Genomic DNA, 25,315 nt, shown 5'->3' with positions numbered 1-25,315 from the left:
CTTGAAAATTCTTCCGAGGTGGCTGTCTGTTGCCGGTTAGCGGCGAAGGAGCCGTATTGCGTCGCTCTACGGTTTCGCGTCGATGGGTGGGTGTTCGCCCTCCCGGCTGGCTTGCCGGTTGTTCATGAGGACGTGCCCGGAGCCTAAATGGTTCATGCCTCGAAGGGAACGTGATGTCCACGTCACTCCAACGAGGGATCGAACGCGCATACGACTCTGGACTAGCATGAGTTTTCCTGAGGGTGGCGTCACATCGGCTCTACCAGGCCTCGGTACCCTCTGACCGGCGACCCACGCCGGGCCCGTACCCCATCGGGACACATTTGAAATTCAGCGAGGAGCGAACCGCGTGACCGCCGAAACGTCCGTGCCGTCCACTGCGCTTCTGACCGGTGCAGACCGTGACGGTTCCAACTACACCGCGCGGCACCTTCTCGTACTCGAGGGGCTCGAGGCCGTCCGCAAACGACCCGGCATGTACATCGGGTCCACCGACAGCCGCGGTCTCATGCACTGCCTGTGGGAGATCATCGACAACTCCGTCGACGAAGCCCTCGGCGGATACTGCGACCACATCGAGGTCATCCTCCACGAGGACGGCTCCGTCGAGGTCAGGGACAACGGCCGCGGCATCCCGGTCGACGTCGAGCCCAAGACCGGCCTGTCCGGCGTCGAGGTCGTGATGACCAAGCTGCACGCCGGCGGAAAGTTCGGCGGCGGCTCGTACGCGGCCTCCGGCGGCCTGCACGGCGTCGGCGCCTCCGTCGTCAACGCCCTCTCCGCCCGCCTGGACGTCGAGGTCGACCGCAACAGCGCGACGCACGCCATCAGCTTCCGGCGCGGCGTCCCCGGGATGTTCACCGAATCCGGCCCCGACGCCCCCTTCGACCCGGCGAACGGGCTGCGCAAGGGCAAGCGGGTCCCCAAGACGCGCACCGGCACCCGCGTGCGGTACTGGGCCGACCACCAGATCTTCCTCAAGGACGCCAAGCTCGGCCTGGAGACGCTGTACCAGCGCGCCCGCCAGACGGCCTTCCTGGTGCCCGGCCTGACCATCGTCGTCCGCGACGAGCGCGCCCTGGAGGGAGAGGGCAAGACCGAGGAGACGTTCCGCTTCGACGGCGGCATCAGCGAGTTCTGCGAGTACCTCGCGCAGGACAAGGCCGTCTGCGACGTCCTGCGCCTCAGCGGGCAGGGCACCTTCAAGGAGACCGTGCCGGTCCTCGACGACCGCGGCCACATGACGGCCACCGAGGTCACCCGCGAGCTGGGCGTCGACATCGCGCTGCGCTGGGGCACGGGCTACGACACCACCGTCAGGTCCTTCGTCAACATCATCGCCACCCCCAAGGGCGGCACCCACATCTCCGGCTTCGAGCGCTCCCTCACCAGGACGGTGAACGAGGCGCTGCGCTCGGCCAAGCTGCTGCGCGTCGCCGAGGACGACGTCGTCAAGGACGACGCCATGGAGGGCCTGACCGCGGTCGTCACGGTGCGGCTGGCCGAGCCGCAGTTCGAGGGCCAGACGAAGGAAGTGCTCGGTACGTCGGCGGCCGCGCGGATCGTCGGCAACGTCGTGGCCAAGGAGCTGAAGACCTTCCTGACCTCCACCAAGCGCGACGCCAAGCAGCAGGCACGCTCGGTGATGGAGAAGGTCGTCGCCGCCGCCCGGACGCGCATCGCGGCCCGCCAGCACAAGGAGGCGCAGCGCCGCAAGACCGCGCTGGAGTCCTCCTCGCTGCCGGCGAAGCTCGCCGACTGCCGCAGCGACGACGTGGAGCGCAGCGAGCTCTTCATCGTCGAGGGAGACTCCGCGCTCGGTACGGCGAAGCTCGCCCGGAACTCCGAGTTCCAGGCGCTGCTGCCCATCCGCGGCAAGATCCTCAACGTCCAGAAGTCGTCCGTCTCGGACATGCTGAAGAACGCCGAGTGCGGCGCCATCATCCAGGTCATAGGAGCGGGTTCGGGGCGGACCTTCGACCTCGACGCCGCTCGCTACGGCAAGATCGTCCTCCTCGTGGACGCCGACGTCGACGGCGCCCACATCCGCTGCCTGCTGCTGACGCTCTTCCAGCGCTACATGCGGCCGATGGTGGAGGCGGGGCGCGTCTTCGCCGCCGTACCGCCGCTGCACCGGATCGAGCTCGTCCAGCCGAAGAAGGGCCAGGACAAGTACGTCTACACGTACTCGGACAACGAGTTGCGGCAGACGCTGCTGGAGTACCAGCGCAAGAACGTGCGCTACAAGGACTCCATCCAGCGCTACAAGGGCCTCGGCGAGATGGACGCCGATCAGCTGGCGGAGACGACGATGGACCCCCGCCACCGGACGCTGCGCCGTATCAACATCGGTGACCTGGAGTCCTCCGAGCAGGTCTTCGATCTCCTGATGGGCAACGAGGTCGCGCCCCGCAAGGAGTTCATCACCAGCTCGGCGGCCACCCTGGACCGCTCGCGCATCGACGCCTGAGGCCCGGCCGCCGACGCCGCACCGCACCACGCTCCACGCGGTCCACCCCCACGGGCGGACCGCGTGGAGCTTTTTCACCTTCACCTGAAGGGGTGAAGTGCGCCGATTGAAGAGTCCGGGATCTTCCCACTCTGTCCATCCTTGGGCACGCGGACCATTTGTTCGCGGACAAGGAGAGTTGTTCGGTGGAGAAGCAGGAAGGGCGCGACGCCGCAGCAGTGCGGTTCGACGATCCCTGGTACGACGCGCTCGCCTCCGGCTGGGGCGAGCTCGACGGCACCGGCGCACCCGCACCGGTCCCGTCACAGCCCGAGCCCGCGGGCTGTGACGGGACCGGTCCCAGTGCCGCCGAGATCTATCTGGAGGTGCAGCGCAGCGCCGCCTTCCAGGAAGTGCGCGGCCGCTACCGGCGGTTCGTCGTCCCCGCCACCCTCGCCTTCTTCACCTGGTACGTGGTCTACGTCGTCGCGGCGACCACCGCGCACGACCTGATGGCCCGCCCGGTCGCCGGCGCGGTGAACGTGGCGATGGTCGCCGGGCTCGGGCAGTTCCTCACCACCTTCGTACTCACCTGGGCCTACGCGCGTCACGCCCGGCTCCGCAGGGACCGTGCGGCGCTCGATCTCCGCTGGGACACGCAGGAACTCACCCGGGGGATCAAGGGGACCGCGCGGTGACCGACGACCACCAGACACTCGCGCTGCTGCTGTTCTGCGCGTTCGTCGCGGCGACGCTGGCGATCACGACGTGGGTGAGCCGTAACCGGCGTGGTTCCGCGGAGGAGTTCTACGCGGGGGGACGGCTGTTCTCCCCGATGGAGAACGGTTTCGCCATCGCGGGCGACTACATGTCCGCCGCCTCCTTCCTCGGCATCTCCGGCCTCATCGCCCTCTACGGCTACGACGGCATGCTCTACTCCGTCGGCTTCCTCGTCGCCTGGCTCGTCGTCCTGCTGCTCGTCGCCGAACTCGTCCGCAACTGCGGCCGGTTCACCCTCGCCGACGTCGTCGCCGCCCGGATGCGGGAGCGGCCCGTGCGCATCGCGGCGGGAACTTCCTCGGTCACCGTGTCCGTTCTCTATCTGGTGGCGCAGATGGTGGGGGCGGGCAGCCTGGTCGCGCTGCTGCTGGGCGGGAGCAGTGAGGCGGCGCGCTCCTGGACGGTCATCGGCGTGGGCGCGCTGATGGTGATCTACGTATCGCTGGGAGGGATGAGGGCCACCACCTGGATCCAGATCGTCAAGGCGGTGCTGCTGATGGCGGGCACGGTCGCGCTCACGGTGCTCGTCCTGGTGCGCTTCCACGGCGACTTCAACCAGTTGCTGCTGTCCGCCGCCGAACGCAGCGGCCACGGCGCGGACTTCCTCTCGCCCGGTCTGCGGTACGGCGGCGACTGGACGGCCCGCTTCGACTTCATCAGCCTCGGCCTCGCGCTCGTCCTCGGCACGGCCGGTCTGCCGCACATCCTGTCCCGCTTCTACACCGTGCCGACCGCGCGCGCCGCCCGCCGCTCGGTCGTCTGGTCGATCGGCCTGATCGGCAGCTTCTACCTGATGACGATCGTGCTCGGCTTCGGCGCGGCGGCGGTGGTCGGCACCGACGAGGTACGGGCGTCGAACGCGGCGGGCAACACGGCGGTTCCGCTGCTCGCCCTCGACCTCGGCGGCGGCGCGGGCTCCACCGGAGGAACGGTTCTGTTCGCCATCGTCGCGGCTGTCGCCTTCGCCACCATCCTCGCGGTCGTCGCCGGCATCACCCTGGCCTCCTCCGCCTCCGTCGCCCACGATCTGTACGCCTCCCTCAGGCGGCGCCACGCCAAGCAGTACAGCGAGGTCGCGGTGGCGCGGTTCGCGGCGGCCGGGATCGGAGCCGTGGCCATCGGCCTCGGCCTGCTCGCCCGCGACCTGAACGTCGCGTTCCTCGTCGGCCTGGCCTTCGCGGTCGCCGCCTCCGCCAACCTGCCGGTGCTCCTCTACTCGCTGTTCTGGCGGAACTTCACCACGCGCGGCGCGGTCTGGTCGGTGTACGGCGGCCTGATCCCGGCCGTGCTGCTCGTGCTGCTCTCGCCGGTCGTCTCGGGCAGCCCCGAAGCGCTGTTCCCCGGCGTCGACTTCCAGCTCTTCCCGCTCCAGAACCCGGGCCTGGTGTCGATCCCGCTGGGCTTCCTCGCTGGGTGGGCCGGCACGGCGCTGTCACCCGAACCGCCGGACGAGGCCAGGCACGCCGAGACGGAGGTGCGCTCGCTGACGGGCGCGGGCGCGGTCTGACGCCCGGCCGGGCCCAGGCCCCCCGCATCGCCGAGGGGGCCTGGCGCCCACTGCGACACGAAACGGGCCGTCGACGGGGCACGGCGCCCCCTGGCCGACCGCGACCCCGCTCCCGACGACCCCGCTCCCGACGACCGCGACCGCCCGACCGCGCAGCGCCGTCTCAGCCGCCGCTGCCGGCCGTCCACGCGTACCGGTGCTCCGGGCGGCCCGTCTCGCCGTACTTGAGACTGAGCCGAACCCGCCCCGACCGTTCCAGCAGCTTCAGATAGCGCTGCGCGGTCTGCCGGCTGATGCCCGCGCGCTCCGCGATCTCCTGCGCGGAGATCGGCCCGTCGGCGGCCAGCAGCACCTGCCGCACCAGCTCGGCGGTCGTCGGCGAGTGCCCCTTCGGGAGCTCGGGCGAGCCGGACACGGAGAGCGCGCCGAAGATCCGGTCCACCTCGGCCTGTTCCGCCTCGCCGCCGCCGTCGAGGGTCCGGCGCAGCGTGGCGTACGCCTCCAGCTTGGTGCGCAGCCCGGCGAAGTTGAAGGGTTTGACGAGGTATTGGAGAGCCCCCTGGCGCATGGCCGCCTGTACGGTCCCGATGTCACGCGCCGCCGTCACCATGATCACGTCGGTCTGGAGGCCGAGCGCGCGCAGCTCCTGGACGAGCGCGAGCCCGTTCCCGTCCGGCAGGTAGTGGTCCAGGAGCACCAGGTCGACGTGGTCCGCGCGGAGCCGGGCCAGGGCGTCGGCGACCGAGTGCGCCCGGCCGACGACACGGAATCCGGCGACCTTGGCCACGTACGCCGCGTTGATCTCCGCCACGCGCACGTCGTCGTCCACCACCAGTACGTCGATCATCGCGCCTCTCCCGCCGGGTCGAGCGCCGCGTCCGTGGGCGCGGCGGCGGGCCCCGCACCGCCGGCCCCGGGCTCGCCGGACTCCCTGCCGTCGCCGTCCCTGCCGGCGCCGTCCGGGCCGTCCAGCCCGGCGTCCGTCAGGGCTTCCGGCAGTACGACGGTGAACTCCGCGCCGCCCTCCGCCCCTTCGCCGACCCGGGCGCTGCCGCCCTGCCGCTCCGCGAGCCGGCGCACCATGGCGAGCCCCAGGCCGCGCTTGCCGTGGGCCGGCAGCTCCTTGGTCGACCACCCCTCCGTGAAGATCAGCTCGCGCTGCTCCGCCGGGACACCCGGCCCGCCGTCCGCCACGCGCAGTACGGCCGTACGCCCCCGTGCCCGCAGCTCGACCTCGATCACGGCGTCCGGGGACCCGGCCGACGCGTCCAGCGCGTTGTCCACCAGGTTGCCGACGACGGTGACCAGGCCGCGCGGGTCCACCAGCCGGTCGGGCAGGAGCGTCGCGTCGGACAGCCGGAGCGCGACGCCGCGCTCGGCGGCGACCGTGGCCTTCCCGACCAGCAGGGCCGCCAGCATCGGGTCGTGGATCTTCTCGGTGATCTGCTCGGCGGTGGCCCGGCGGACCCCCGCCACCTCCGTCACGAACCGCACCGCCTCCTCGTGCATGCCAAGCTCCAGCAGCCCCAGGAGCGTGTGCATCCGGTTGGCGTGCTCGTGGTCCTGGGCGCGCAGGGCGTCGATCAGGCCGCGCGTCGAGTCCAGCTCGCGGCCGAGCCGCTCCAGCTCGGTACGGTCGCGCAGGGTCGCCACCGCGCCCCCGTCGTCCGTCGGCATCCGGTTGGTGACCAGGACACGGTGACCGCGCACGGTCAGCAGGTCGTCGCCGGTCACCCGGCCCGCCAGCACGTCCGCCGTACGGCCCTCGCCCAGCACCTCGTCCAGCGGGCGGCCCGTGGCCTGTGCGCCGAGGCCGAGCAGCCGCTGGGCCTCGTCGTTCATCAGCCGGATCCTGCCCTGGGAGTCCAGGGCGACGACGCCTTCGCGGATGCCGTGCAGCATCGCCTCGCGCTCGGCCAGCAGCGCGGAGATGTCGGAGAAGGCCAGGTCGTGGGTCTGCCGCTGGAGCCTTCGGGAAATGAGGTACGCCGCCACCGCGCCGACGGCCAGAGCGCCGCCCGCGTACGCCAGCAGCCCCGGGATCGCCGCGAGCAGCCGGGCACGGACGCTGTCGTACTCGATGCCGACCGACACCGCGCCGACGATCTCGCCGGCCGTGTCGCGCAGCGGGACCTTGCCCCGGGCGGAGCGGCCGAGCGTCCCCTCGTCGATCTCCATCACCTCGCGGCCGGCGAGCGCCTCGCTCGGGTCGGTGGAGACGATCCGGCCGATCTGACGGGGGTCGGTGTGGGACCAGCGGACGCCCCGGTCGTCCATGACCACCACGTACTCGGCGCCGGTGGAGCGCCGGACGCGGTCAGCCTCGGCCTGCACGGGCCCCGAGACGGCGGGCCGCGAGCCGGTCACGGCGTCGGCGAGCTGCGGCTGGACAGCGGTGGTCTGCGCGATCGCGAGGGCGCGCCGCATCGCCTCCTGGTCGAGCTGAGCGCTGAGCGGGGCCAGGAAGAGCCCGGTGGCGAGCACGGTGACGCCGGTGGCGATGGCCAGCTGCATGAGGAGGACCTGCGAGAAGACCCGCTGGGGCCAGCCCAGACGCAGGCGTCTGCCGGGGGTGGTCGGTGCGGCGCTCATGTCTCGAACGGTAGAGCGCCGGGCACGGCTTTCCGAAATCCCGGCCTCCGGCCGTGCGGCTGCCGTGATCCGCGGGGGCGCCGAGGCCGCCCCTATCCTGGGGCGGCCCGTTCTTGCGTCATGAGAAAGGTCCCACGGTGAGCAAGAAGCAGATCCCGGTCGTCGTCCTCGCGGGCTTCCTGGGCTCCGGCAAGACCACCGTGCTCAACCACCTGCTCGCCCGCAGCCGGGGCACCAGGATCGGTGCGATCGTCAACGACTTCGGGGCCATCGAGATCGATGCCATGGCGGTCGCCGGGCAGCTCGGGGACTCCACCGTCTCGCTCGGCAACGGGTGCCTGTGCTGCGCCGTCGACGCGAGCGAGCTGGACGAGTACCTGGAGCGGCTGACCCGTCCGGCCGCCCGGCTCGACGTGATCGTCATCGAGGCGAGCGGGCTCGCCGAACCGCAGGAACTGGTGCGGATGATCCTCGCCAGTGAGAACGAGCGGATCGTGTACGGAGGGCTCGCCGAGGTCGTCGACGCGGTCGAGTTCGACGCCACGCGCACGCGCCATCCCGAGCTGGACCGCCACCTCGCCGTCGCCGACCTCGTCGTGCTGAACAAGACGGACCGGGTGGGGGAGGAGCGGCTCGGCCGCGTCCTCGACACCGTACGGAGCCTCAGCGGGGGGACGGCCGTCGTCCGCGCGGAGTACGGGCGGATCGATCCGGCACTGCTCTTCGACCCGGCGGCGCGGCCCGACGCCGAGGAGAAGGCACGGCAGCTGTCCTTCGACGACCTGCGGGCCGAGCAGGACGCGCACGACGGCCACGACGATCACCTGCACGCGGCGTACGAGAGCGTCTCCTTCACCTCCGACGTGCCGGTGGACCCGCGCCGGCTCATGGAGTTCCTCGACACCAGGCCCCAGGGCCTGTACCGGATCAAGGGGTACGTCGACTTCGGCGCGGCCGACCCCCGCAACCGGTACGGGGTGCACGCCGTCGGCCGGTTCCTGCGCTTCTACCCACAGCCGTGGGGGCGCGACGAGCCGAGGACGACGCAGCTCGTCCTCATCGGCTCCGGGACCGACGGGCGGGCCCTGGGCAAGGAACTGGAGGCATGCCGGACCGGCGGCCCGGGAGAGGAAGCGCTCGACGTACCGCAGGACGCCTCCGCCGCTGCCTACGAGCACAGCATGTGGGGCGTCCTGCGGTACGTACAGGGCGAGGGCTAGGCCGGGCCGGCCAGAGCCGCCACCGGCGTCGCCAGCGGAGTGCCCGAGCCGTCGCGGCGCGGGTCGGGCACCGGCAGCTCCACCGGTGCGCCGTTGCTCGCCGCCGCGCGCGCCGGGGCGGCGCCCGCCCAGGCCAGGACGAGGACGTCCTCGCCCTTGAGGAACCGCTGGCAGCGCACGCCGCCCGTGGCCCGGCCCTTGCGCGGGTACTGGTCGAACGGCGTCAGCTTGGCGGACGTCTCCGTGTCGCCGAGCAGCGTCCCCGCCGTACCGGCCACCGTGAAGACCGCGGCGTCCGCCGCCGGGTCGACCGCGGTGAAGGAGATCACCTTGGCGCCCTCGGCGAGCTTGATGCCCGCCATGCCGCCCGCGGCCCGGCCCTGCGGCCTGACCTGCCCCGCCGGATAGCGCAGCAGCTGGGCGTCGTCCGTGATGAAGACCAGATCCTCCTCGCCGGTGCGCAGCTCGGCCCCGCCGACGATCCGGTCACCCTCCTTGAGGGTGATGACCTCCAGCTCGTCCTTGTTGGCGGGATAGTCCGGGACCACCCGCTTGACCACGCCCTGCTCGGTGCCGAGCGCGAGCCCGGGAGAGGACTCGTCGAGCGTGGTGAGGCAGATCAGCGACTCGTCCGGCTCCAGGGAGAGGAACTCCGTGACCGGCGCCCCGCCCGAGAGGTTGGGCGCGGAGGCCGTGTCCGGGAGCTGGGGTAGGTCGATCACCGCGAGCCGCAGCAGGCGGCCGGACGACGTCACCGCGCCCACGTCGCCGCGTGCCGTGGCGGGCACGGCCGAGACGATCACGTCGTGCTTGGCGCGCCGGGCGTCGTCCACGGCGAGGGGCTCGCCGTTGGCCGTACGGGCCAGCAGACCGGTCGAGGACAGCAGAACCCGGCACGGGTCGTCCGCGACCTCCAGCGGCACCGCGGCCACCGGAGAACTCCCCGACTCCAGCAGCACGGTGCGCCGGTCGGTGCCGAACTTCTTCGCCACCGCCGCCAGTTCCGCCGAGACGAGCTTGCGCAGCTCGGTGTCCGACTCCAGGATCGCGGTCAGCTCGTCGATCTCGGCGTTCAGCCGGTCACGCTCGGCCTCCAGCTCGATCTTGTCGAACCGGGTGAGCCGGCGCAGCGGCGTGTCCAGGATGTACTGCGTCTGGATCTCGCTCAGGGAGAAGTGCTCGATGAGCCGCTCCTTGGCCTGCGCCGAGTTGTCACTGGAACGGATGAGGCGGATGACCTCGTCGATGTCGAGCAGCGCGACCAGCAGGCCGAGGACCAGGTGCAGCCGGTCGCGCCGCTTGGTGCGGCGGAACTCGCTGCGGCGGCGTACGACCTCGAAGCGGTGGTCGAGATAGACCTCCAGCAGCTCCTTGAGGCCGAGCGTCAGGGGCTGGCCGTCGACCAGCGCCACGTTGTTGATGCCGAAGGTCTCCTCCATCGGCGTCAGCTTGTAGAGCTGCTCCAGGACGGCCTCGGGGACGAAGCCGTTCTTGATCTCGATGACCAGACGCAGGCCGTGCGCGCGGTCCGTGAGGTCCTTGACGTCCGCGATGCCCTGGAGCTTCTTCGCGGAGACCAGGTCCTTGATCTTCGCGATCACCTTCTCCGGGCCGACGGTGAAGGGCAGTTCGGTGACGACCAGGCCCTTGCGGCGCGCCGTCACGTTCTCCACGGTGGCCGTCGAGCGGATCTTGAAGGTGCCGCGGCCGTTCTCGTACGCGTCCTTGATCCCGCCGAGGCCGACGATCCGGCCGCCGGTCGGCAGGTCGGGCCCGGGGACGAAACGCATCAGCGTCTCGAGATCGGCCCCCGGGTGCCTGATCAAGTGCCGGGCGGCGGCGACGACCTCGCCCAGGTTGTGCGGCGGCATGTTCGTCGCCATGCCGACGGCGATCCCGGACGCGCCGTTGACCAGCAGGTTCGGGTACGCCGCGGGCAGCGCGACGGGCTCGCGCTCCTGACCGTCGTAGTTCGGGTTGAAGTCGACCGTGTCCTCGTCGATCGACTCGGTCATCAGCGACGTGGCGTCGGCCATCCGGCATTCCGTGTACCGCATGGCGGCCGGCGGGTCGTCGTTGCCCAGCGAGCCGAAGTTGCCGTGCCCGTCGACGAGCGGCAGGCGCATCGAGAAGGGCTGCGCCATGCGCACGAGCGCGTCGTAGATCGACGCGTCGCCGTGGGGGTGCAGCTTGCCCATCACCTCGCCGACGACGCGGGCGCACTTCACATAGCCGCGGTCGGGCCGCAGCCCCATCTCGTTCATCTGGTAGACGATGCGGCGGTGCACCGGCTTCATGCCGTCGCGGGCGTCGGGCAGCGCTCGCGAGTAGATCACCGAGTACGCGTACTCGAGGAAGGAGCCCTGCATCTCGTCGACGACGTCGACATCGAGGATCTTCTCCTCGAACGCATCGTCCGGCGGCGGGGTCTTCGTGCTGCGGCGGGCCATCGCGGCTGCGGCTCCTTCGCGGTTCTGTAGGGCGAGTTCTTGCGTGTGATGCCGACCATTGTGGACCGGCGCACTGACAACGCCGACCTCGACCCGTCCGTAGCGCCTACTCGGGCGTTCCCTGAGGGCGTACACCGGCCGGGAACTTCGCCAGGTGTCCGTGAGCTTGCATACAGTGGCAGGACTTCTCCATATCGCGATCGAAGGGACGTACATGCCCATGGGTCACACGGCCACAGCGCAGGCCGGTTCCGGCGGCCTGACAGCGACTGAGCACCGGCTGGCCAACGGCCTGCGCGTGGTGCTCTCCGAGGACCACCTGACCCCGGTCGCCGCGGTCTGCCTCTGGTACGACGTCGGTTCGCGCCACGAGGTCAAGGGCCGTACCGGCCTTGCTCACCTTTTCGAGCACCTGATGTTCCAGGGATCGGCGCAGGTCAAGGGCAACGGCCACTTCGAGCTGGTGCAGGGTGCGGGCGGCTCGCTCAACGGCACGACCAGCTTCGAGCGCACCAACTACTTCGAGACCATGCCGGCCCACCAGCTGGAGCTGGCCCTGTGGCTCGAGGCCGACCGGATGGGCTCCCTGCTCTCCGCGCTCGACGAGGAGTCGATGGAGAACCAGCGCGACGTCGTCAAGAACGAGCGCCGGCAGCGGTACGACAATGTCCCGTACGGCACCGCCTTCGAGCGGCTGACCGCGCTCTCGTACCCCGAGGGCCACCCGTACCACCACACGCCGATCGGCTCGATGGCCGACCTGGACGCGGCGACCCTCGAGGACGCGCGGGCGTTCTTCCGTACGTACTACGCGCCCAACAACGCGGTGATCTCGGTCGTCGGCGACATCGACCCGGAGCAGACGCTCGCCTGGATCGAGAAGTACTTCGGCTCCATCCCCTCCCACGACGGCAAGCAGCCGCCGCGCGACGGCTCGCTGCCCGACATCATCGGCGAGGAGCTGCGCGAGGAGATCCGCGAAGAGGTCCCGGCGCGCGCCCTGATGGCCGCCTACCGGCTGCCGCACGACGGCACCCGCGAGGCCGACGCCGCCGACCTGGCGCTCACCGTCCTCGGCGGCGGCGAGTCCTCCCGGCTGCACAACCGCCTGGTCCGCCGCGACCGTACGGCCGTCGCCGCCGGCTTCGGGCTGCTGCGCCTGTCCGGCGCGCCCTCCCTCGGCTGGCTGGACGTCAAGACGTCGGCCGGCGTCGACGTGCCCGACATCGAGCGCGCCGTCGACGAGGAGCTGGCCCGTTTCGCCGCCGAGGGCCCCACGCCCGAGGAGATGGAGCGCGCGCAGGCCCAGTTGGAGCGCGAGTGGCTCGACCGGCTGGGCACGGTCGCGGGCCGCGCCGACGAACTGTGCCGGTACGCCGTCCTGTTCGGCGACCCGCAGCTCGCCCTGACGGCCGTCCAGCGCGTCCTGGACATCACGGCGGAGGAGGTCCGGGCCGCGGCCGCGGCCCGCCTGCGCCCGGACAACCGCGCTGTCCTGGTGTACGAGCCGACCCACGCGGCCGACGCGGCCGACGACACCACCGCCGCCGGTGAGAACGCGACGCAGGAAGGGACGGACAAGTGAGCGACACCGCAGCCGTGAGCATGGAGTTCCACCCGCAGCCGCAGGCCGGCACGCCCACGCCGTGGGCCTTCCCCGCCCCCGAGCGCGGCAGCCTGCCCAACGGTCTGACCGTACTGCGCTGCCACCGCCCCGGACAGCAGGTCGTGGCCGTCGAGGTCTTCCTCGCCGCCCCCCTGGAGGCCGAGCCGGAGGGCCTCGACGGCGTCTCGACGATCATGGCGCGGGCCCTGTCGGAGGGCACCGACAAGCACTCCGCCGAGGAGTTCGCCGCCGAGCTGGAGCGCTGCGGCGCCACGCTCGACGCGTTCGCCGACCATCCGGGCGTCCGGGTCTCCCTCGAGGTCCCCGTCTCCCGGCTGCACAAGGCGCTCGGCCTGCTCGCCGACGCGCTGCGGGCACCCGCCTTCGCGGACGGCGAGATCGAGCGCCTGGTCGCCAACCGGCTCGACGAGATCCCGCACGAGACGGCCAACCCGTCCCGCCGTGCCGCCAAACAGCTCTCCAAGGAGCTCTTCCCCGCCACCTCGCGCATGTCCCGTCCGCGCCAGGGCACCGAGGAGACGGTGGGGCGCATCGACGCCGCCGCCGTGAAGGGCTTCTACGCGGCGCACGTGCGCCCCGCGACCGCCACCGCCGTGGTCGTCGGCGACCTGGAGGGCACCGACCTGGACGCCGTCCTGGCCGACACCCTGGGCGCGTGGAAGGGCGACAGCGCCGAGCCCCGCCCCGTCCCGCCGGTCGTCGCCGACGACACCGGCCGTGTGGTCATCGTCGACCGCCCCGGAGCGGTCCAGACGCAGCTGCTCATCGGCCGGATCGGCCCCGACCGGCACGACCGCGTCTGGTCGGCGCAGGTCCTCGGCACGTACTGCCTGGGCGGCACGCTCACGTCCCGCCTGGACCGCGTCCTGCGCGAGGAGAAGGGCTACACGTACGGCGTACGCGCCTTCGGGCAGGTGCTGCGCTCCGCTCCCGACGGGACGGGCGCCTCCATGCTGGCGATCAGCGGCTCGGTGGACACGGAGTCCACCGGCCCGGCGCTCGAAGACCTCTGGAAGGTCCTGCGCACGCTCGCGGCCGAGGGCCTCACCGACGCCGAGCGTGATGTCGCCGTACAGAACCTGGTGGGCGTCGCGCCGCTCAAGTACGAGACGGCGGCGGCAGTCGCCGGCACGCTCGCCGACCAGGTCGAGCAGCACCTGCCGGACGACTTCCAGGCCCAGCTGTACGCCCGTCTCGCCGAGACGGGCACCGTGGAGGCCACCGCCGCGGTCGTCAGCGCATTCCCGGAGGACCGCCTGGTCACGGTCCTCGTCGGTGACGCGTCGCAGATCGAGGAACCCGTCAGGGCGCTGGGCATCGGAGAGGTCAAGGTGGTGAGCGGCTGACCGAGCCGCTTGCGCGACTCCCCACGAATGGGGAGACAACAGGACCCCGGCAGCCGAGAGGCTGCCGGGGTCCTTCTCGTATGTCCGTTTTGTTGCGGAGGTTGCCTGTCTGGTCTGTGGGGTGCGTTACAAAACGCCGTGCCTGTTTGGTGATTAAAAGATGTCCCGTTTAGCGTCTGTCCGGCTGTCCGTCAGCAGTGAGCCGCATCCGCGGCACCGGGCAGCCATCGCCGAGTCCCCGTCAGGCGCGAGCCTGGGGAGCCGGGGACCCACTCAGTCCCTGGGGTGAATCGGATGTCCTCCGCGCGCGAGCACGGAGGGGTCCGTAGGAGACCTTCCTGCTCCGAACCCGTCAGCTAACCCGGTAGGCGAGAAGGAAGGAAAGGATCAGCCACTCCATGGCGTTCACCCGTGCCACCGGGAAGCACCGTCGCCCGAGCCGCCTGACGCGCAAGAGCGCGAGCATGGCCGGCGTCGCCGCCCTCGCGACCACCGGCGTCATCGGAGGCCTGGCCTCTCCGGCCCTCGCCGCCGACGCGGCCCACGCCGTCCAGGACACCGGTCTGACCGAGGCCATCGTCATCGGCGACTCCCTCGCGGACGAGATCGCGGCCCAGGCCGACCAGCAGAAGCGCGCCGCCGCCAAGGCGGAGGCCGCACGCAAGGCCGAGGCCGAGCGGAAGGCCGAGGCCAAGCGCAAGGCGCAGGCCAAGGCCGAGGCCGAAGCGCGGGCCAAGAAGGAGCGCGAAGAGCGCGCGGCCAAGGAGCGCGCCGCCCGTGCGGCGGAGCGCAAGCGCCTGAACAGCTACACCCTCCCGGTCGCCGGCTCCGTCGTGACCACCGGTTACAAGACCGGCGGCAATCTCTGGTCCTCCGGCAGCCACTCCGGCGTCGACTTCCGCGCAGCCTCCGGCAGTTCCGTGGTCTCCGTCGGCGCGGGCACCGTCGTCGAGGCCGGCTGGGGCGGGGCGTACGGCAACAACATCGTCATCCGGATGAACGACGGCACGTACACGCAGTACGGCCACCTCTCGTCCATCGGCGTCTCCGTCGGCCAGGCCGTGACCTCCGGCCAGCAGATCGGCGTCTCGGGCTCGACCGGCAACTCGACCGGCCCGCACCTGCACTTCGAGGCCCGTACGTCCCCCGAGTACGGCTCCGACATGGACCCGGTCGCGTATCTCCGCGCCCACGGTGTGAACGTCTGACCGGCCGGTTCCGCTCGGTTCGTGCGCAAGGCCCCGGCTTCCCGCCGGGGCCTTGCGCATGTCCAAAAGCCGTCCATGGATTCCGGCTTCCGTCGGAAATCGAGGAATGCTGCAATAGAGTCACCGAAAAGGCGTCGGTCGACCGCGTTTCGCGGGGATCAAGGCGGAGGTTCGGTCATGCGCATTCCCGCGCAATCGGTATGCACGGCAATCCGTGACGACATCGTTTCGGGTGTGTTCCCGCGCGGCGGCAGGCTCACGGAAGAGCTCCTCGCGCGGCGCTACGGGGTCTCGCGCGTCCCGGTGCGCGAGGCGCTGCGCACGCTGGAGTCCGAGGGATTCGTCACCACCCGCCGGCACGCGGGCGCCTGCGTGGCCGAGCCCACCGCGCTGGAGGCCGCCGACCTCCTGGAGGTACGGACGCTCCTCGAACCCCTGGGCGCGGCCCGGGCCGCTCAGCGGCGTACGGAGGCCCACCTCAAGGTCCTTCGCGGCCTGGTCAGGCTCGGCCAGGAGCGGGCGCGCCGGGGCGAGGGCGAGGATCTGCGCTCGCTGGGGACCTGGTTCCACGAGACGCTCGCCCAGGCGTCGGGCAGCCCGGGCCTGACGGCGCTGCTCACCCAGCTCCGGCACAAGATCGCCTGGATGTACGCCGTGGAGCGGCCCGCCCGTCCCGCCGAGTCCTGGGCCGAACACGGCGCGATCGTCGACGCCGTGGCCCGCGGCGACGCGGAACGCGCCCGCGCGCTGACGGCCCTGCACGCCGAACGCGCGGTGGCGGCGCACCGGTTGCGGCGTACCGGTCCGGAGTCCGGGCCGGACGGCGTGAGGACTTCGCAACATGCCGTAAACACCCTGAGCGGCCGTCTTTAACAGCCGCGCCGTATACAAAGAGAGTGAATCGCGGGGGTGTATTTCTGCTGTCCGAATGCGGCGGAGTACGGCAGCGCAAAGGAAAGTCTGCGGGGGCCGCGGACAAAGAAAAGGAGCCGCGGCCCCGGAATTCCGGGGCCGCGGCTCCTTCGCGAGAATGCGCCCGTCCGAGTGGTCAGACGGTCTCGGGAAGCTCGTCCAGACCCTCGGAGACCAGCTTCGCCAGGCGGTCGAGGGCGGCGTCGGAGTCGTCGGCCTCGGAGGCCAGCACGATCTCCTCGCCGCCCTGCGCGCCCAGGCCGAGCACCGCGAGCATGGAGGCGGCGTTGACCGGGTTGCCGTCGGCCTTGGCGATCGTCACGGGGACGCCCGAGGCGGTCGCTGCGCGAACGAAGATGGAGGCGGGCCGGGCGTGCAGGCCTTCGGCCCAGCCGACGGTGACACGGCGCTCAACCATGGTGTTGCCCTTCATGTTCTAACGGTTGTCCAGACCAGCCTATCGGTTGTCTAGACCAGTCTCTCACGTCGTACGCGGCGGCTGTGCCCCAGCCCGGGCCGGCCCCGCGCCGCGGCCTCAGCCTGCCTTGCCCCGGGCGGGCCCGCGACCCGTAGGCTTTCGTCATGCAGCCCTCGCCGCAGCGGCCCTCGCAGGACCACGACGTGCACCACACGTACCCGGCCCACTGGGAAGCCGACGTGGTGCTCCGTGACGGAGGCACGGCGCGGATCCGCCCCATCACCGCCGACGACGCGCAGCGCCTGGTCAGCTTCTACGAGCAGGTGTCGGACGAGTCGAAGTACTACCGCTTCTTCGCGCCGTACCCCCGCCTCTCCGCCAAGGACGTGCACCGCTTCACCCACCACGACTACGTGGACCGGGTGGGTCTGGCCGCCACGGTCGGCGGTGAGTTCATCGCCACCGTCCGGTACGACCGGATCAACGCCCAGGGCCGCCCCTCGTCCGGCTCCGACGCCGACCTCGCCGAGGTCGCCTTCCTCGTCCAGGACGCCCACCAGGGGCGCGGCGTCGCCTCCGCCCTGCTCGAACACATCGGCGCGGTCGCGCGCGAGCGCGGCATCCGGCGCTTCGTGGCGGAGGTGCTGCCCGCCAACACCAAGATGATCAAGGTGTTCACAGACGCGGGCTACACCCAGAAGCGCAGCTTCGAGGACGGCGTCGTCCACCTCGAATTCGACCTGGAGCCGACCGACCGCTCCGTCGCCGTGCAGCGCGCCCGCGAACACCGCGCGGAGTCCCGCTCCGTCCAGCGCCTGCTCGGCCCCGGCTCGGTCGCGGTCGTGGGGGCGGGGCGCGCGCCGGGCGGGGTGGGGCGTACGGTCCTGCGCAACCTGCTCGCCGCCGGATTCACCGGGCGCGCGTACGCCGTGAACCGGGCCTTCCCCGAGGACCTCACCGAGCTGGACGGCGTGCCCGCGCACCGCTCGGTCGCCGGGATCGGCGAGGCCGTCGACCTCGCGGTGGTGGCCGTACCGGCCGAACGGGTGCCGGAGGTCGTCGCGGACTGCGGCGAGAGCGGCGTCCAGGGCCTGGTCGTCCTGTCCGCCGGGTACGCCGAGAGCGGCGCCGAGGGGCGGGCGCGCCAGCGCGAACTGGTGCGGCAGGCCCGTTCGTACGGCATGCGCATCATCGGCCCGAACGCCTTCGGGATCATCAACACCTCGGATGCGGTACGCCTCAACGCCTCCCTCGCGCCGGAACCGCCCGCGCGCGGCCGCATCGGTCTTTTCACCCAGTCCGGCGCGATCGGCATCGCGCTGCTGTCGGGGCTCTACCGCCGGGGCGCGGGCCTCTCGTCCTTCATCTCGTCCGGAAACCGCGCGGACGTCTCCGGCAACGACTTCCTCCAGTACTGGTACGACGACCCCGACACCGACGTCGTCCTCCTCTACCTGGAGTCGATCGGCAACCCGCGCAAGTTCACGCGCCTCGCCCGGCGCACGGCGGCGGAGAAGCCGGTCGTCGTGGTGAAGGGCGCGCGCCACAGCGGGAGCACGCCGCCGGGGCACGCGGTGCCGGCCACGCGCATCCCGGACGCCACGGTGTCCGCGCTGCTGCGCCAGGCGGGGGTGATCCGCGTCGACACCGTCACCGAGCTCGTCGACGCGGGGTTGCTGCTGGCGGGCCAGCCCCTGCCGGCGGGGCCGCGGGTCGGGATCCTCGGCAACTCGGAGTCCCTCGGCCTCCTGACGTACGACGCCTGCCTGGCGGAGGGCCTTCGTCCGCTTCCCCCGCTCGACCTCACCACGGCCGCGACGCCGGAGGACTTCCGCGCGGCGCTGGCCGGGGCGCTGGCGGACGACGCGTGCGACGCGGTCGTGGTCACGGCCATTCCGTGGGTCGGCGAGAACGGTGCGACGGAGTCCGGCGACGGCGAGGTGCTGGCGGCGGCGCTGCGGGAGGGGGCGGCGACGGGACCGGCGAAGCCGGTGGCGGTCGTCCATGTGGAGATGGGCGCCCTGGCCGACGCCCTCGCCGCCGCGACGAGCACGGCACGCCGGCCGCAGGCCCCGGCAGCGGGGGCCGGCCCGGTTCCGCCACCGGGCGCGGGAGCCGCTGCGCGCAGCTCTTCCCCTGCCCGCCCCTTTCCGCAGGGACACTCCGCGGCGCCGCCGCGCGGCGGCGCCGCGGCCCCCGGTCCTCAGAAGCCGGACGGGCCGAACCCGGACGCGGCCGCGCGCGAGGAGGCCCCCGCACCCGGCGCAGCCGCGGAGGTGACAGCCGGGAACGCGCCGGGTGCGGAACACGCCGCCGCCCCGCCCACCGGGGACGTCGACCGGCGGCGCATCCCCGCCTACCCCGCCGCCGAGCGGGCCGTCCGCGCGCTCGCCGAGGCGGTCAAGTACGCGCAGTGGCGGCGCCAGGCCGCCGATCCCGGGCGGGTGCCCCAGTACGACGACATCGACGAGGCCGGGGCCGCCGCCCAGATCGGCGCGCTGCTCGGGCAGGACGCCCCCGCCGCCACCCCCCGGGCCGTCCCCCTCACCGACGACGCCGCCCGCGAACTCCTCGGGCGGTACGGGATCGACGTACGGCCGACCCTGCCCGCACCCGGGCCCGACGCCGCCGTAGCCGCGGCCGCCCGGCTCGGTTACCCCGTCGCGCTCAAGACCACCGCCCCGCACCTGCGCCACCGCCCCGACCTCGGCGCCGTACGCCTCGACCTGGCCGACGAGCAGGAACTGCGGCGGTCCTACCGCGAGTTGACCGAGGCCCTGGGCAAGCCCGAGGAGCTCCAGCTCGTCGTCCAGGCCATGGCCCCCCGCGGCGTCGACACCGTGGTCAGGGCGTCCATCGACGCCGCCGCCGGGGCCGTGCTCTCCTTCGGGCTGGCCGGAGCGGCCTCCGAACTGCTCGGGGACGTCGCCCACCGGCTGGTCCCGGCCACCGACCGGGACGCCGCCGAGCTCATCAGATCGATCCGGACCGCACCGCTCCTCTTCGGCTGGCGCGGCTCGGACCCGGTCGACACCGCCGCGCTCGAACAGCTCCTGCTGCGGGTGTCCCGGCTCGTCGACGACCATCCGGAAGTGGTCGGGATCGCCCTGGAACCCGTGGTCGTCGCCCCGCAGGGCCTGTCCGTCCTCGGCGCGACCGTACGCCTCGCGCCCCCGCCGGCCCGCGACGACCTCGGCCCCCGCCGCCTGCCGAGCTACTGACCCCGGCATGACGGCCCCCAGCGCCCCGTAGGATGGAGGACATGGCGAAGACCGGTACGACGACCCAGGGGCTGCGCGCGGCTATCGAGCGCAGCGGCTACTACCCGGCCCTCGTGGCCGAAGCGGTGGAGGCCGCTGTAGGCGGCGAACCGGTCGCCTCCTACCTCGTGCACCAGGAGACGACGTTCGACTCCAACGAGGTCCGCCGGCACGTCACGGTCCTCGTCCTGACCGGCAACCGCTTCATCGTCAGCCACACCGACGAGCAGGCCGCCGACACCACCTCCCCGGCGCCGTACGCCACCACCTCCACCGAGTCGGTCAAGCTCGACCGGATCTCCTCCGTCGTGGTCAGCCGCGTCGTGGCCAATCCGGAGAAGTACGTTCCGGGCACCCTGCCCCGCGAGGTCGTCCTGACCATCGGCTGGGGCGCCGTGTCCCGCATCGACCTGGAGCCCGCCGCCTGCGGCGACCCCAACTGCGAGGCGGACCACGGGTACACCGGCAACACCACCGCCGACGACCTGAGCCTGCGCGTCAGCGAGGCCGGCGACGGTCCGGACACCGTGCGCCAGACGCTCGCCTTCGCCCAGGCGCTCTCCGAAGCGACCGCCGCGGCCGACCGCTGATGGCGCAGCCCGCCTGGTCCGACCCGGTCCCGCTCGCCCTGGACACCGCGCCCGTCCCCGAGTACGGCACCGGCTCGCTCGCCGACCTCCTGCCGACTCTGGCGGCAGGCATGGACGTACCCGGCATGACGGCCGCGATCCCCGAGCTGACCCCCGCCGACCGGAACTGCGTGTTCCTGATCGACGGCCTCGGCTGGGAGCAGATCAAGGCGCATCCTGAGGAGGCCCCGTACCTCCACTCCCTCCTCGGCAGCTCGCGCGGCGGCACCGGCCGCCCGCTCACGGCGGGCTTCCCCGCCACCACCGCGACCTCGCTCGCCTCCGTCGGCACCGGCCTGCCGCCCGGCGCGCACGGCCTGCCCGGCTACACCGTCCGCGACCCGGAGACCGGCGCGCTGATGAACCAGCTGCGCTGGAAGCCGTGGACCGACCCGCACGTCTGGCAGCCGTACCCCACCGTCTTCCAGCTCGCGGACGCCGCGGGCGTGCGCACCGCGCAGGTGTCCTCGCCCGACTTCCAGCACACCCCGCTGACCAAGATCGCCCTGAGCGGCGGCACCTTCCGCGGCAAGCTCACCGGCGAGGACCGGATGGACCTGGCCGCCGCCGAACTGGCCGCCGGGGACCGCTCGCTCGTCTACACGTACTACAGCGAGGTCGACGGCAAGGGCCACCGCTTCGGCATCGACTCCGACGCCTGGCGCGGCCAGCTGATGTACGTCGACCGGCTCGCCCAGCGCCTCGCCGAGCAGCTCCCGCCCCGCTCGGCCCTCTACGTCACCGCCGACCACGGCATGATCGACATCCCTTTCGACGAGGAGTCGCGCATCGACTTCGACGAGGACTGGGAGCTGGGCGCCGGTGTCGCCCTGCTGGGCGGCGAGGGCCGGGCCCGTCACGTGTACGCCGTCCCGGGCGCCGAGAGCGACGTGCTCACCGTATGGCGCGAGGTGCTGGGGGAGCAGTTCTGGGTGGCGAGCCGGGACGAGGCGATCGCGGCCGGCTGGTTCGGCCCGGACGTCGACGAGCGGGTGCGGGGGCGCATCGGTGACGTCGTCGCCGCGGCCCGTGACGACGTCGTGGTCACCGCGTCGCGCCGCGAGCCGCACGAGTCCGCGATGGTGGGCATGCACGGTTCCATGACCGCCACCGAGCAGCTCGTCCCGCTCCTCGAAGTCCGCCCGTAACTCCCGCCTCCGCCCGTACAGACCCGAAAGGTCCTCAACCCCTCATGCCCGAGCTGGTGTTCTTCTCCGGAACGATGGACTGCGGAAAGAGCACCCTCGCTCTTCAGATCGAGCACAACCGGTCGACCCGCGGCCTCCAGGGCATGATCTTCACGCGCGACGACCGGGCGGGCGAGGGCAAGCTCTCCTCCCGCCTCGGCCTGGTCACCGACGCCGTCGAGGCGGCCGACGGCTTCGACTTCTACGCGTACCTCGTCGCCCATCTCTCCCAGGGCAACCGCGCCGACTACGTGATCGTCGACGAGGCGCAGTTCCTCGCCGGCGAGCAGATCGACCAGCTCGCCCGCGTCGTCGACGACCTGGAGCTCGACGTCTTCGCCTTCGGTATCACCACCGACTTCCGCTCCAAGCTCTTCCCCGGCTCGCAGCGCCTGGTCGAACTCGCCGACCGGGTCGAGGTGCTCCAGGTCGAGGCGCTGTGCTGGTGCGGCGCGCGGGCCACGCACAACGCCCGCACCATAGGGGGCGAGATGGTCGTCGAAGGCGCCCAGGTCGTCGTCGGCGACGTCAACCAGCCACCGGGCGAGATCGGTTACGAGGTGCTGTGCCGCCGCCACCACCGGCGCCGGATGACGGCCGCCGCCGCGCACGCCGGGGCCCTGTCGCCCGACGTGCTGCCCGTCGACCCGTCCTCCCTCACCGACCAGGTCAGCCGCCCGGCGTCGTCACGATCGTGAACACCGCGCCCTCGGGGTCCGAGACGGCCGCCGCGCGCCCGGTGGCCGTCGCGTGGGGCGGCCGCAGCACATGCCCGCCCAGCTCGATCAGCAGGCGGGCCGACTCGTCGGTGTCCGCGACCTCGAAGTACGTCATCCAGTGCGCGCCGCGATCCCGTGGCAGGTCCTGGCCCACGCCCCGCACCGACGCCACCGGGCGGCCGTCGAGACGCAGTGTCAGCCGGTCCGGGTCGGCCGGCTCCACCTCGTAGCCGAAGACGGCGGCGTAGAACTTGCCGACTGTGGACGCCTCGCGCGTCATCAGCTCGTTCCAGACCGGGGTGCCGTGGCTGCCGGCGACCGCCGTGCCGAGATGGGCCGCGGCCTGCCAGACGCCGAAGACCGCGCCCGCCGGGTCGGAGGCGATCGCCATCCGGCCGGCGGCGCCCGCGTCCAGCGGCCCGACACCAACGGTGCCGCCGTGGCTGCGGATCGACTCGGCCGTGAGATCGGCGTCGTCGGTCGCGAGGTACGGCGTCCAGGCGATGGGCAGGTGCCGGTCGGGCGGCAGTTGTCCGATGCCCGCGATCTCCTTGCCGTCGAGCATCGCCCGTACGTACGGGCCGAGCTGCTGCGGCCCCGGCTGGAACTCCCAGCCGAACAGGGCCGCGTAGAACTCCTGGGTAGTGGTCAGGCCGTGCACCATCAGACTCACCCAGCAGGGCGCACCGGGCGTCCGCCGCCGGGTCGCTGCCTCGGTCATCGTCACTCTCTCCTCGGACCATCGTGGTGGTCGTGCGGGAACGGGCGCTCCGTCGTGAAGCCGCGAAGCCGTCGAGCCGTCGAGCCGTGAAGCCGTGTGACATCGGGCCGTGACGGGGCGCGCCCGTGCAGATGCTTGCACCACCTGTCGTGCCGCGCGTCCCGGCCGCGCCGCTTTCTGAGGGTTCCCGCAGGAGAATGCCCGATTTGGCATTTCTCATCCCGTGCCGGCCCGATGGCCGCACGGTGCCGGTCGCAGGGAAGGCTGCGCAAGGATGGCAGGTATGAATGCCATCATCACCGCAGCCGAACTCGTCGGCGAGTTGTCCGCCGACCGGCCGCCGGTTCTCCTGGACGTCCGCTACCAGATGGGCGGTCCGCACGGCCGTGCCGCGTACGAGGCGGGCCACCTTCCCGGAGCCGTCTTCGTCGACCTCGAAGCGGAACTTGCCGATCCGCCCGGTCCCGGCGGCCGTCACCCGCTCCCCGACGTCGAGGAGTTCGGCGCGGTCATGCGCCGCGCGGGCGTCCGCCACGACACCCCCGTCGTCGTGTACGACGGCGGGCAGGGCTGGGCGGCGGCGCGGGCCTGGTGGATGCTGCGCTGGACGGGCCACCCCGACGTACGGGTCCTGGACGGCGGCCTCGCGGTGTGGGCCGGCCCGGTCGAGACCGGGATCCCGGCCCCGGCGACCGGCGATTTCCGGCCAGTCCCCGGTGCCGTACCGCTCCTCGACGCCGACCAGGCCGCCGAACTGGCCCGCACCGGACTGCTGCTCGACGCCCGGGCGGGCGAGCGGTACCGGGGTGAGGTGGAGCCGATCGACCGCGTCGCCGGCCACATCCCGGGCGCGGTCTCCGCCCCGACCATGGAGAACGTCGGCGCCGACGGCCGCCTGCTCCCGGCGTCCGAACTGGCCGCCCGCTTCACGTCCCTCGGCGCCGGCGGGGACCGACCGGTCGGCGTCTACTGCGGTTCGGGCGTGTCCGCCGCGCAGCAGGTGCTGGCCCTGGAGGTCGCGGGCATCCCGGCGGCGCTGTACGTGGGGTCGTGGTCGCAGTGGTCCGCCGACGGCTCCCGTCCGGTGGCCACCGGAGCCGAACCCGGCTGATTCGCGCGGGCAGGGTAACTCCGCATGCGGAAGGGCCCGTACGCCGGACGTACGGGCCCTTCCGCTCAAAGCGTCTAGTCCTGCTTCTTGCGACGCGTACCGAACACGATCTCGTCCCAGCTCGGTACGGCGGCCCGCCGCCCGGGACGCACCCCGTCGGCCTCCGCCTGGCGGTCCGTCGTACCGGTGAGCCGGTCGCGGTGACCGGCGACGGCCCGCGGCATGAGCACATCGGCGTACGCCGCACCGGCTCCGGAAGCGGCGGACGCGGCGGGCTCCTCGGCCTCCGGCTCCTCGGCCGACTCGGGTTCGGTCGGCGGCGGTTCGGACGCCGGGGCCGGCCGCTCGGGCACCACCATGTCGCCGCGGAAGCTCGGCACCGCCTCCAGCAGGCTGGTCAGCGAGTCCCGTTCGCCTCCGCCGGCTTCGTCCACGTCGGACGAGGGCGCGGCGGGCCGCTCCAGCTGTCGGTCGAGCGATCGGTCCAACGGCCGGTCCCTGGGCAGCCGGGCGATCCGCGGCACGAACGGGAAGCTCGGCTCGGGCGCGGCGGCCGTGTCGTCCGTCTCGCCGATCAGCGCGCGCGCCTCGTCGTCCACCGCCTGTACGAGCCGCCGGGGCGGGTCGTACGTCCAGCTCGCGGAGTGGGGCTCGCCCGCGACGCGGTAGACCAGCAGCACTTCCCACGTGCCGTCGTCGCGCCGCCACGAGTCCCACAGGACCGTTTCCTTGTCGGCGCCGCGCAGCAGCAGTCGCTCCTGCACCGCCTCACCGAGCTGCGGCCCGGTCCCGGTGTTCTCACCGGGGCGGCGTACGGGGGTCTTCCTCGCGCGCTCGGCCATGAAGGCGCGCTCGGCGAGCACGGGTCCTTCGAAGCGGCGTACACGGTCGACAGGGATGCCGGCGTGCTGGGCGACCTCCTCCGCGGAGGCACCGGCCCGTATACGCGCCTGGATGTCCCGAGGGCGGAGGTGGCTCTCCACCTCGATCTCGATCTGGCCGAGACGGGCGCGGTCGTTGCGCACCGCGGCACGCAGCCGCTCATCGATCGGAAGCGTGTACTCCGTGCTGTCAGCAGCCTTCAGCACCAGTCGTGTGCCGTCATTGGAGACGGCCACGACACGCAGTTCGGGCATGGGAACCTCCCGGGTGGTGCCTGCCGACGTCACGTGCGTCGCT

19 protein-coding genes and 1 riboswitch are annotated in these 25,315 nt (G+C 72.2%); of the genes, 13 read left to right on the top strand and 6 right to left on the bottom strand.

Translation table 11 applies throughout. The features are described from left to right. The first annotated feature begins 349 nt into the window (after positions 1–349). The 3 genes from IE185_RS21735 to IE185_RS21725 all read left to right on the top strand — a co-directional run bounded on the left by IE185_RS21735 (position 350) and on the right by IE185_RS21725 (position 4,736). Positions 350–2,470 carry a DNA gyrase/topoisomerase IV subunit B gene (locus IE185_RS21735; RefSeq protein ID WP_138896649.1) on the top strand — a complete coding sequence of 707 codons (2,121 nt, stop codon included), beginning with the start codon at positions 350–352 and terminating at the stop codon, positions 2,468–2,470. 185 nt (positions 2,471–2,655) lie between these two features. After that, positions 2,656–3,147: a DUF485 domain-containing protein gene (locus tag IE185_RS21730; protein ID WP_229843629.1), complete on the top strand. Its 492-nt coding sequence runs from the start codon at positions 2,656–2,658 to the stop codon at positions 3,145–3,147. Continuing rightward, complete coding sequence (locus IE185_RS21725) at positions 3,144–4,736, top strand: monocarboxylic acid transporter (protein ID WP_138896650.1); 1,593 nt, start codon at positions 3,144–3,146, stop codon at positions 4,734–4,736. The genes IE185_RS21730 and IE185_RS21725 overlap by 4 nt, the downstream gene beginning before the upstream one ends. Positions 4,737–4,899: 163 nt before the next feature. Here IE185_RS21725 and IE185_RS21720 read toward each other — a convergent pair whose 3' ends face one another. After that, positions 4,900–5,583 carry a DUF7342 family protein gene (locus IE185_RS21720; RefSeq protein ID WP_138905821.1) on the bottom strand — a complete coding sequence of 228 codons (684 nt, stop codon included), beginning with the start codon at positions 5,581–5,583 and terminating at the stop codon, positions 4,900–4,902. After that, positions 5,580–7,328, bottom strand: coding sequence for a sensor histidine kinase (locus IE185_RS21715; RefSeq protein WP_138896058.1), 1,749 nt, complete (start codon positions 7,326–7,328; stop codon positions 5,580–5,582). Before IE185_RS21715 ends, IE185_RS21720 begins: the two co-directional genes overlap by 4 nt. Before the next feature lie 137 nt (positions 7,329–7,465). On the opposite strand from IE185_RS21715, the gene IE185_RS21710 reads away from it, so the two are divergent. Further along, positions 7,466–8,548 carry a CobW family GTP-binding protein gene (locus tag IE185_RS21710; protein WP_138896059.1) on the top strand — a complete coding sequence of 361 codons (1,083 nt, stop codon included), beginning with the start codon at positions 7,466–7,468 and terminating at the stop codon, positions 8,546–8,548. Here the strand turns inward: IE185_RS21710 and IE185_RS21705 are convergent. After that, positions 8,545–10,998 carry a DNA gyrase/topoisomerase IV subunit A gene (locus IE185_RS21705; RefSeq protein ID WP_138896060.1) on the bottom strand — a complete coding sequence of 818 codons (2,454 nt, stop codon included), beginning with the start codon at positions 10,996–10,998 and terminating at the stop codon, positions 8,545–8,547. The genes IE185_RS21710 and IE185_RS21705 overlap by 4 nt on opposite strands. 214 nt (positions 10,999–11,212) lie before the next feature. On the opposite strand from IE185_RS21705, the gene IE185_RS21700 reads away from it, so the two are divergent. The 4 genes from IE185_RS21700 (at position 11,213) to IE185_RS21685 (ending at position 16,052) form a co-directional block, all read left to right on the top strand. Next, positions 11,213–12,583, top strand: a complete 1,371-nt coding sequence (locus tag IE185_RS21700; RefSeq protein WP_138896061.1) for a M16 family metallopeptidase — start codon at positions 11,213–11,215, stop codon at positions 12,581–12,583. 20 nt (positions 12,584–12,603) lie between these two features. Beyond that, positions 12,604–13,971 carry a M16 family metallopeptidase gene (locus IE185_RS21695; RefSeq protein ID WP_138896065.1) on the top strand — a complete coding sequence of 456 codons (1,368 nt, stop codon included), beginning with the start codon at positions 12,604–12,606 and terminating at the stop codon, positions 13,969–13,971. Between the two features lie 218 nt (positions 13,972–14,189). Continuing rightward, positions 14,190–14,356: riboswitch (cyclic di-AMP (ydaO/yuaA leader) on the top strand. A 13-nt stretch (positions 14,357–14,369) separates the two neighbouring features. Next, positions 14,370–15,179 carry a M23 family metallopeptidase gene (locus IE185_RS21690; RefSeq protein ID WP_138896062.1) on the top strand — a complete coding sequence of 270 codons (810 nt, stop codon included), beginning with the start codon at positions 14,370–14,372 and terminating at the stop codon, positions 15,177–15,179. Between the two features lie 177 nt (positions 15,180–15,356). After that, a complete protein-coding gene (locus IE185_RS21685; RefSeq protein ID WP_138896063.1) occupies positions 15,357–16,052 on the top strand; it encodes a GntR family transcriptional regulator in 696 nt (231 codons plus the stop codon). A gap of 175 nt (positions 16,053–16,227) precedes the next feature. Here the strand turns inward: IE185_RS21685 and IE185_RS21680 are convergent, their stop codons facing one another. Then, positions 16,228–16,509, bottom strand: coding sequence for an HPr family phosphocarrier protein (locus IE185_RS21680; RefSeq protein ID WP_138896066.1), 282 nt, complete (start codon positions 16,507–16,509; stop codon positions 16,228–16,230). A gap of 164 nt (positions 16,510–16,673) precedes the next feature. On the opposite strand from IE185_RS21680, the gene IE185_RS21675 reads away from it, so the two are divergent. Genes IE185_RS21675 through IE185_RS21660 form a run of 4 tightly spaced genes read left to right on the top strand, consistent with a single transcriptional unit; the run spans position 16,674 to position 22,283 of the window. Next, positions 16,674–19,730 carry a bifunctional acetate--CoA ligase family protein/GNAT family N-acetyltransferase gene (locus tag IE185_RS21675; protein WP_189715779.1) on the top strand — a complete coding sequence of 1,019 codons (3,057 nt, stop codon included), beginning with the start codon at positions 16,674–16,676 and terminating at the stop codon, positions 19,728–19,730. Positions 19,731–19,771: 41 nt separating this feature from the next. Then, complete coding sequence (locus tag IE185_RS21670) at positions 19,772–20,359, top strand: DUF5998 family protein (protein WP_069930387.1); 588 nt, start codon at positions 19,772–19,774, stop codon at positions 20,357–20,359. After that, positions 20,359–21,546, top strand: coding sequence for an alkaline phosphatase family protein (locus IE185_RS21665; protein WP_138897737.1), 1,188 nt, complete (start codon positions 20,359–20,361; stop codon positions 21,544–21,546). Before IE185_RS21670 ends, IE185_RS21665 begins: the two co-directional genes overlap by 1 nt. 44 nt (positions 21,547–21,590) lie before the next feature. Continuing rightward, positions 21,591–22,283 (top strand): thymidine kinase, encoded by a 693-nt coding sequence (locus IE185_RS21660; RefSeq protein ID WP_138897738.1) that lies wholly within the window; start codon positions 21,591–21,593, stop codon positions 22,281–22,283. Here IE185_RS21660 and IE185_RS21655 read toward each other — a convergent pair. Continuing rightward, entirely contained in the window at positions 22,255–23,025 is a 771-nt protein-coding gene (locus IE185_RS21655) for a VOC family protein (protein ID WP_138897739.1), read from the bottom strand. The genes IE185_RS21660 and IE185_RS21655 overlap by 29 nt on opposite strands. 283 nt (positions 23,026–23,308) lie before the next feature. Here IE185_RS21655 and IE185_RS21650 point away from each other — a divergent pair, with 283 nt between their 5' ends. Next, a complete protein-coding gene (locus IE185_RS21650; RefSeq protein ID WP_138897740.1) occupies positions 23,309–24,136 on the top strand; it encodes a sulfurtransferase in 828 nt (275 codons plus the stop codon). Positions 24,137–24,210: 74 nt separating this feature from the next. Here IE185_RS21650 and sepH read toward each other — a convergent pair whose 3' ends face one another. After that, positions 24,211–25,272, bottom strand: a complete 1,062-nt coding sequence (sepH, locus tag IE185_RS21645; protein WP_138897741.1) for a septation protein SepH — start codon at positions 25,270–25,272, stop codon at positions 24,211–24,213. Positions 25,273–25,315: the final 43 nt, after the last annotated feature.

It is taken from the genome of Streptomyces chryseus (assembly GCF_014650755.1).
Taxonomy (GTDB): domain Bacteria; phylum Actinomycetota; class Actinomycetes; order Streptomycetales; family Streptomycetaceae; genus Streptomyces; species Streptomyces chryseus.
This window is presented reverse-complemented; position numbering and strand designations above follow the sequence as displayed.

Bases quoted from the DNA above. Each gene is read 5' to 3' on its own strand.
- IE185_RS21690 (WP_138896062.1), top strand. From the start codon at position 14,370: ATGGCGTTCACCCGTGCCACCGGGAAGCACCGTCGCCCGAGCCGCCTG.
- IE185_RS21685 (WP_138896063.1), top strand. From the start codon at position 15,357: ATGCGCATTCCCGCGCAATCGGTATGCACGGCAATCCGTGACGACATC.
- IE185_RS21660 (WP_138897738.1), top strand. From the start codon at position 21,591: ATGCCCGAGCTGGTGTTCTTCTCCGGAACGATGGACTGCGGAAAGAGC.
- IE185_RS21695 (WP_138896065.1), top strand. From the start codon at position 12,604: ATGGAGTTCCACCCGCAGCCGCAGGCCGGCACGCCCACGCCGTGGGCC.
- IE185_RS21700 (WP_138896061.1), top strand. From the start codon at position 11,213: ATGCCCATGGGTCACACGGCCACAGCGCAGGCCGGTTCCGGCGGCCTG.
- sepH (WP_138897741.1), bottom strand. From the start codon at position 25,272: ATGCCCGAACTGCGTGTCGTGGCCGTCTCCAATGACGGCACACGACTG.
- IE185_RS21715 (WP_138896058.1), bottom strand. From the start codon at position 7,328: ATGAGCGCCGCACCGACCACCCCCGGCAGACGCCTGCGTCTGGGCTGG.
- IE185_RS21655 (WP_138897739.1), bottom strand. From the start codon at position 23,025: ATGACCGAGGCAGCGACCCGGCGGCGGACGCCCGGTGCGCCCTGCTGG.
- IE185_RS21670 (WP_069930387.1), top strand. From the start codon at position 19,772: ATGGCGAAGACCGGTACGACGACCCAGGGGCTGCGCGCGGCTATCGAG.
- IE185_RS21650 (WP_138897740.1), top strand. From the start codon at position 23,309: ATGAATGCCATCATCACCGCAGCCGAACTCGTCGGCGAGTTGTCCGCC.
- IE185_RS21675 (WP_189715779.1), top strand. From the start codon at position 16,674: ATGCAGCCCTCGCCGCAGCGGCCCTCGCAGGACCACGACGTGCACCAC.
- IE185_RS21680 (WP_138896066.1), bottom strand. From the start codon at position 16,509: ATGGTTGAGCGCCGTGTCACCGTCGGCTGGGCCGAAGGCCTGCACGCC.
- IE185_RS21720 (WP_138905821.1), bottom strand. From the start codon at position 5,583: ATGATCGACGTACTGGTGGTGGACGACGACGTGCGCGTGGCGGAGATC.
- IE185_RS21665 (WP_138897737.1), top strand. From the start codon at position 20,359: ATGGCGCAGCCCGCCTGGTCCGACCCGGTCCCGCTCGCCCTGGACACC.
- IE185_RS21705 (WP_138896060.1), bottom strand. From the start codon at position 10,998: ATGGCCCGCCGCAGCACGAAGACCCCGCCGCCGGACGATGCGTTCGAG.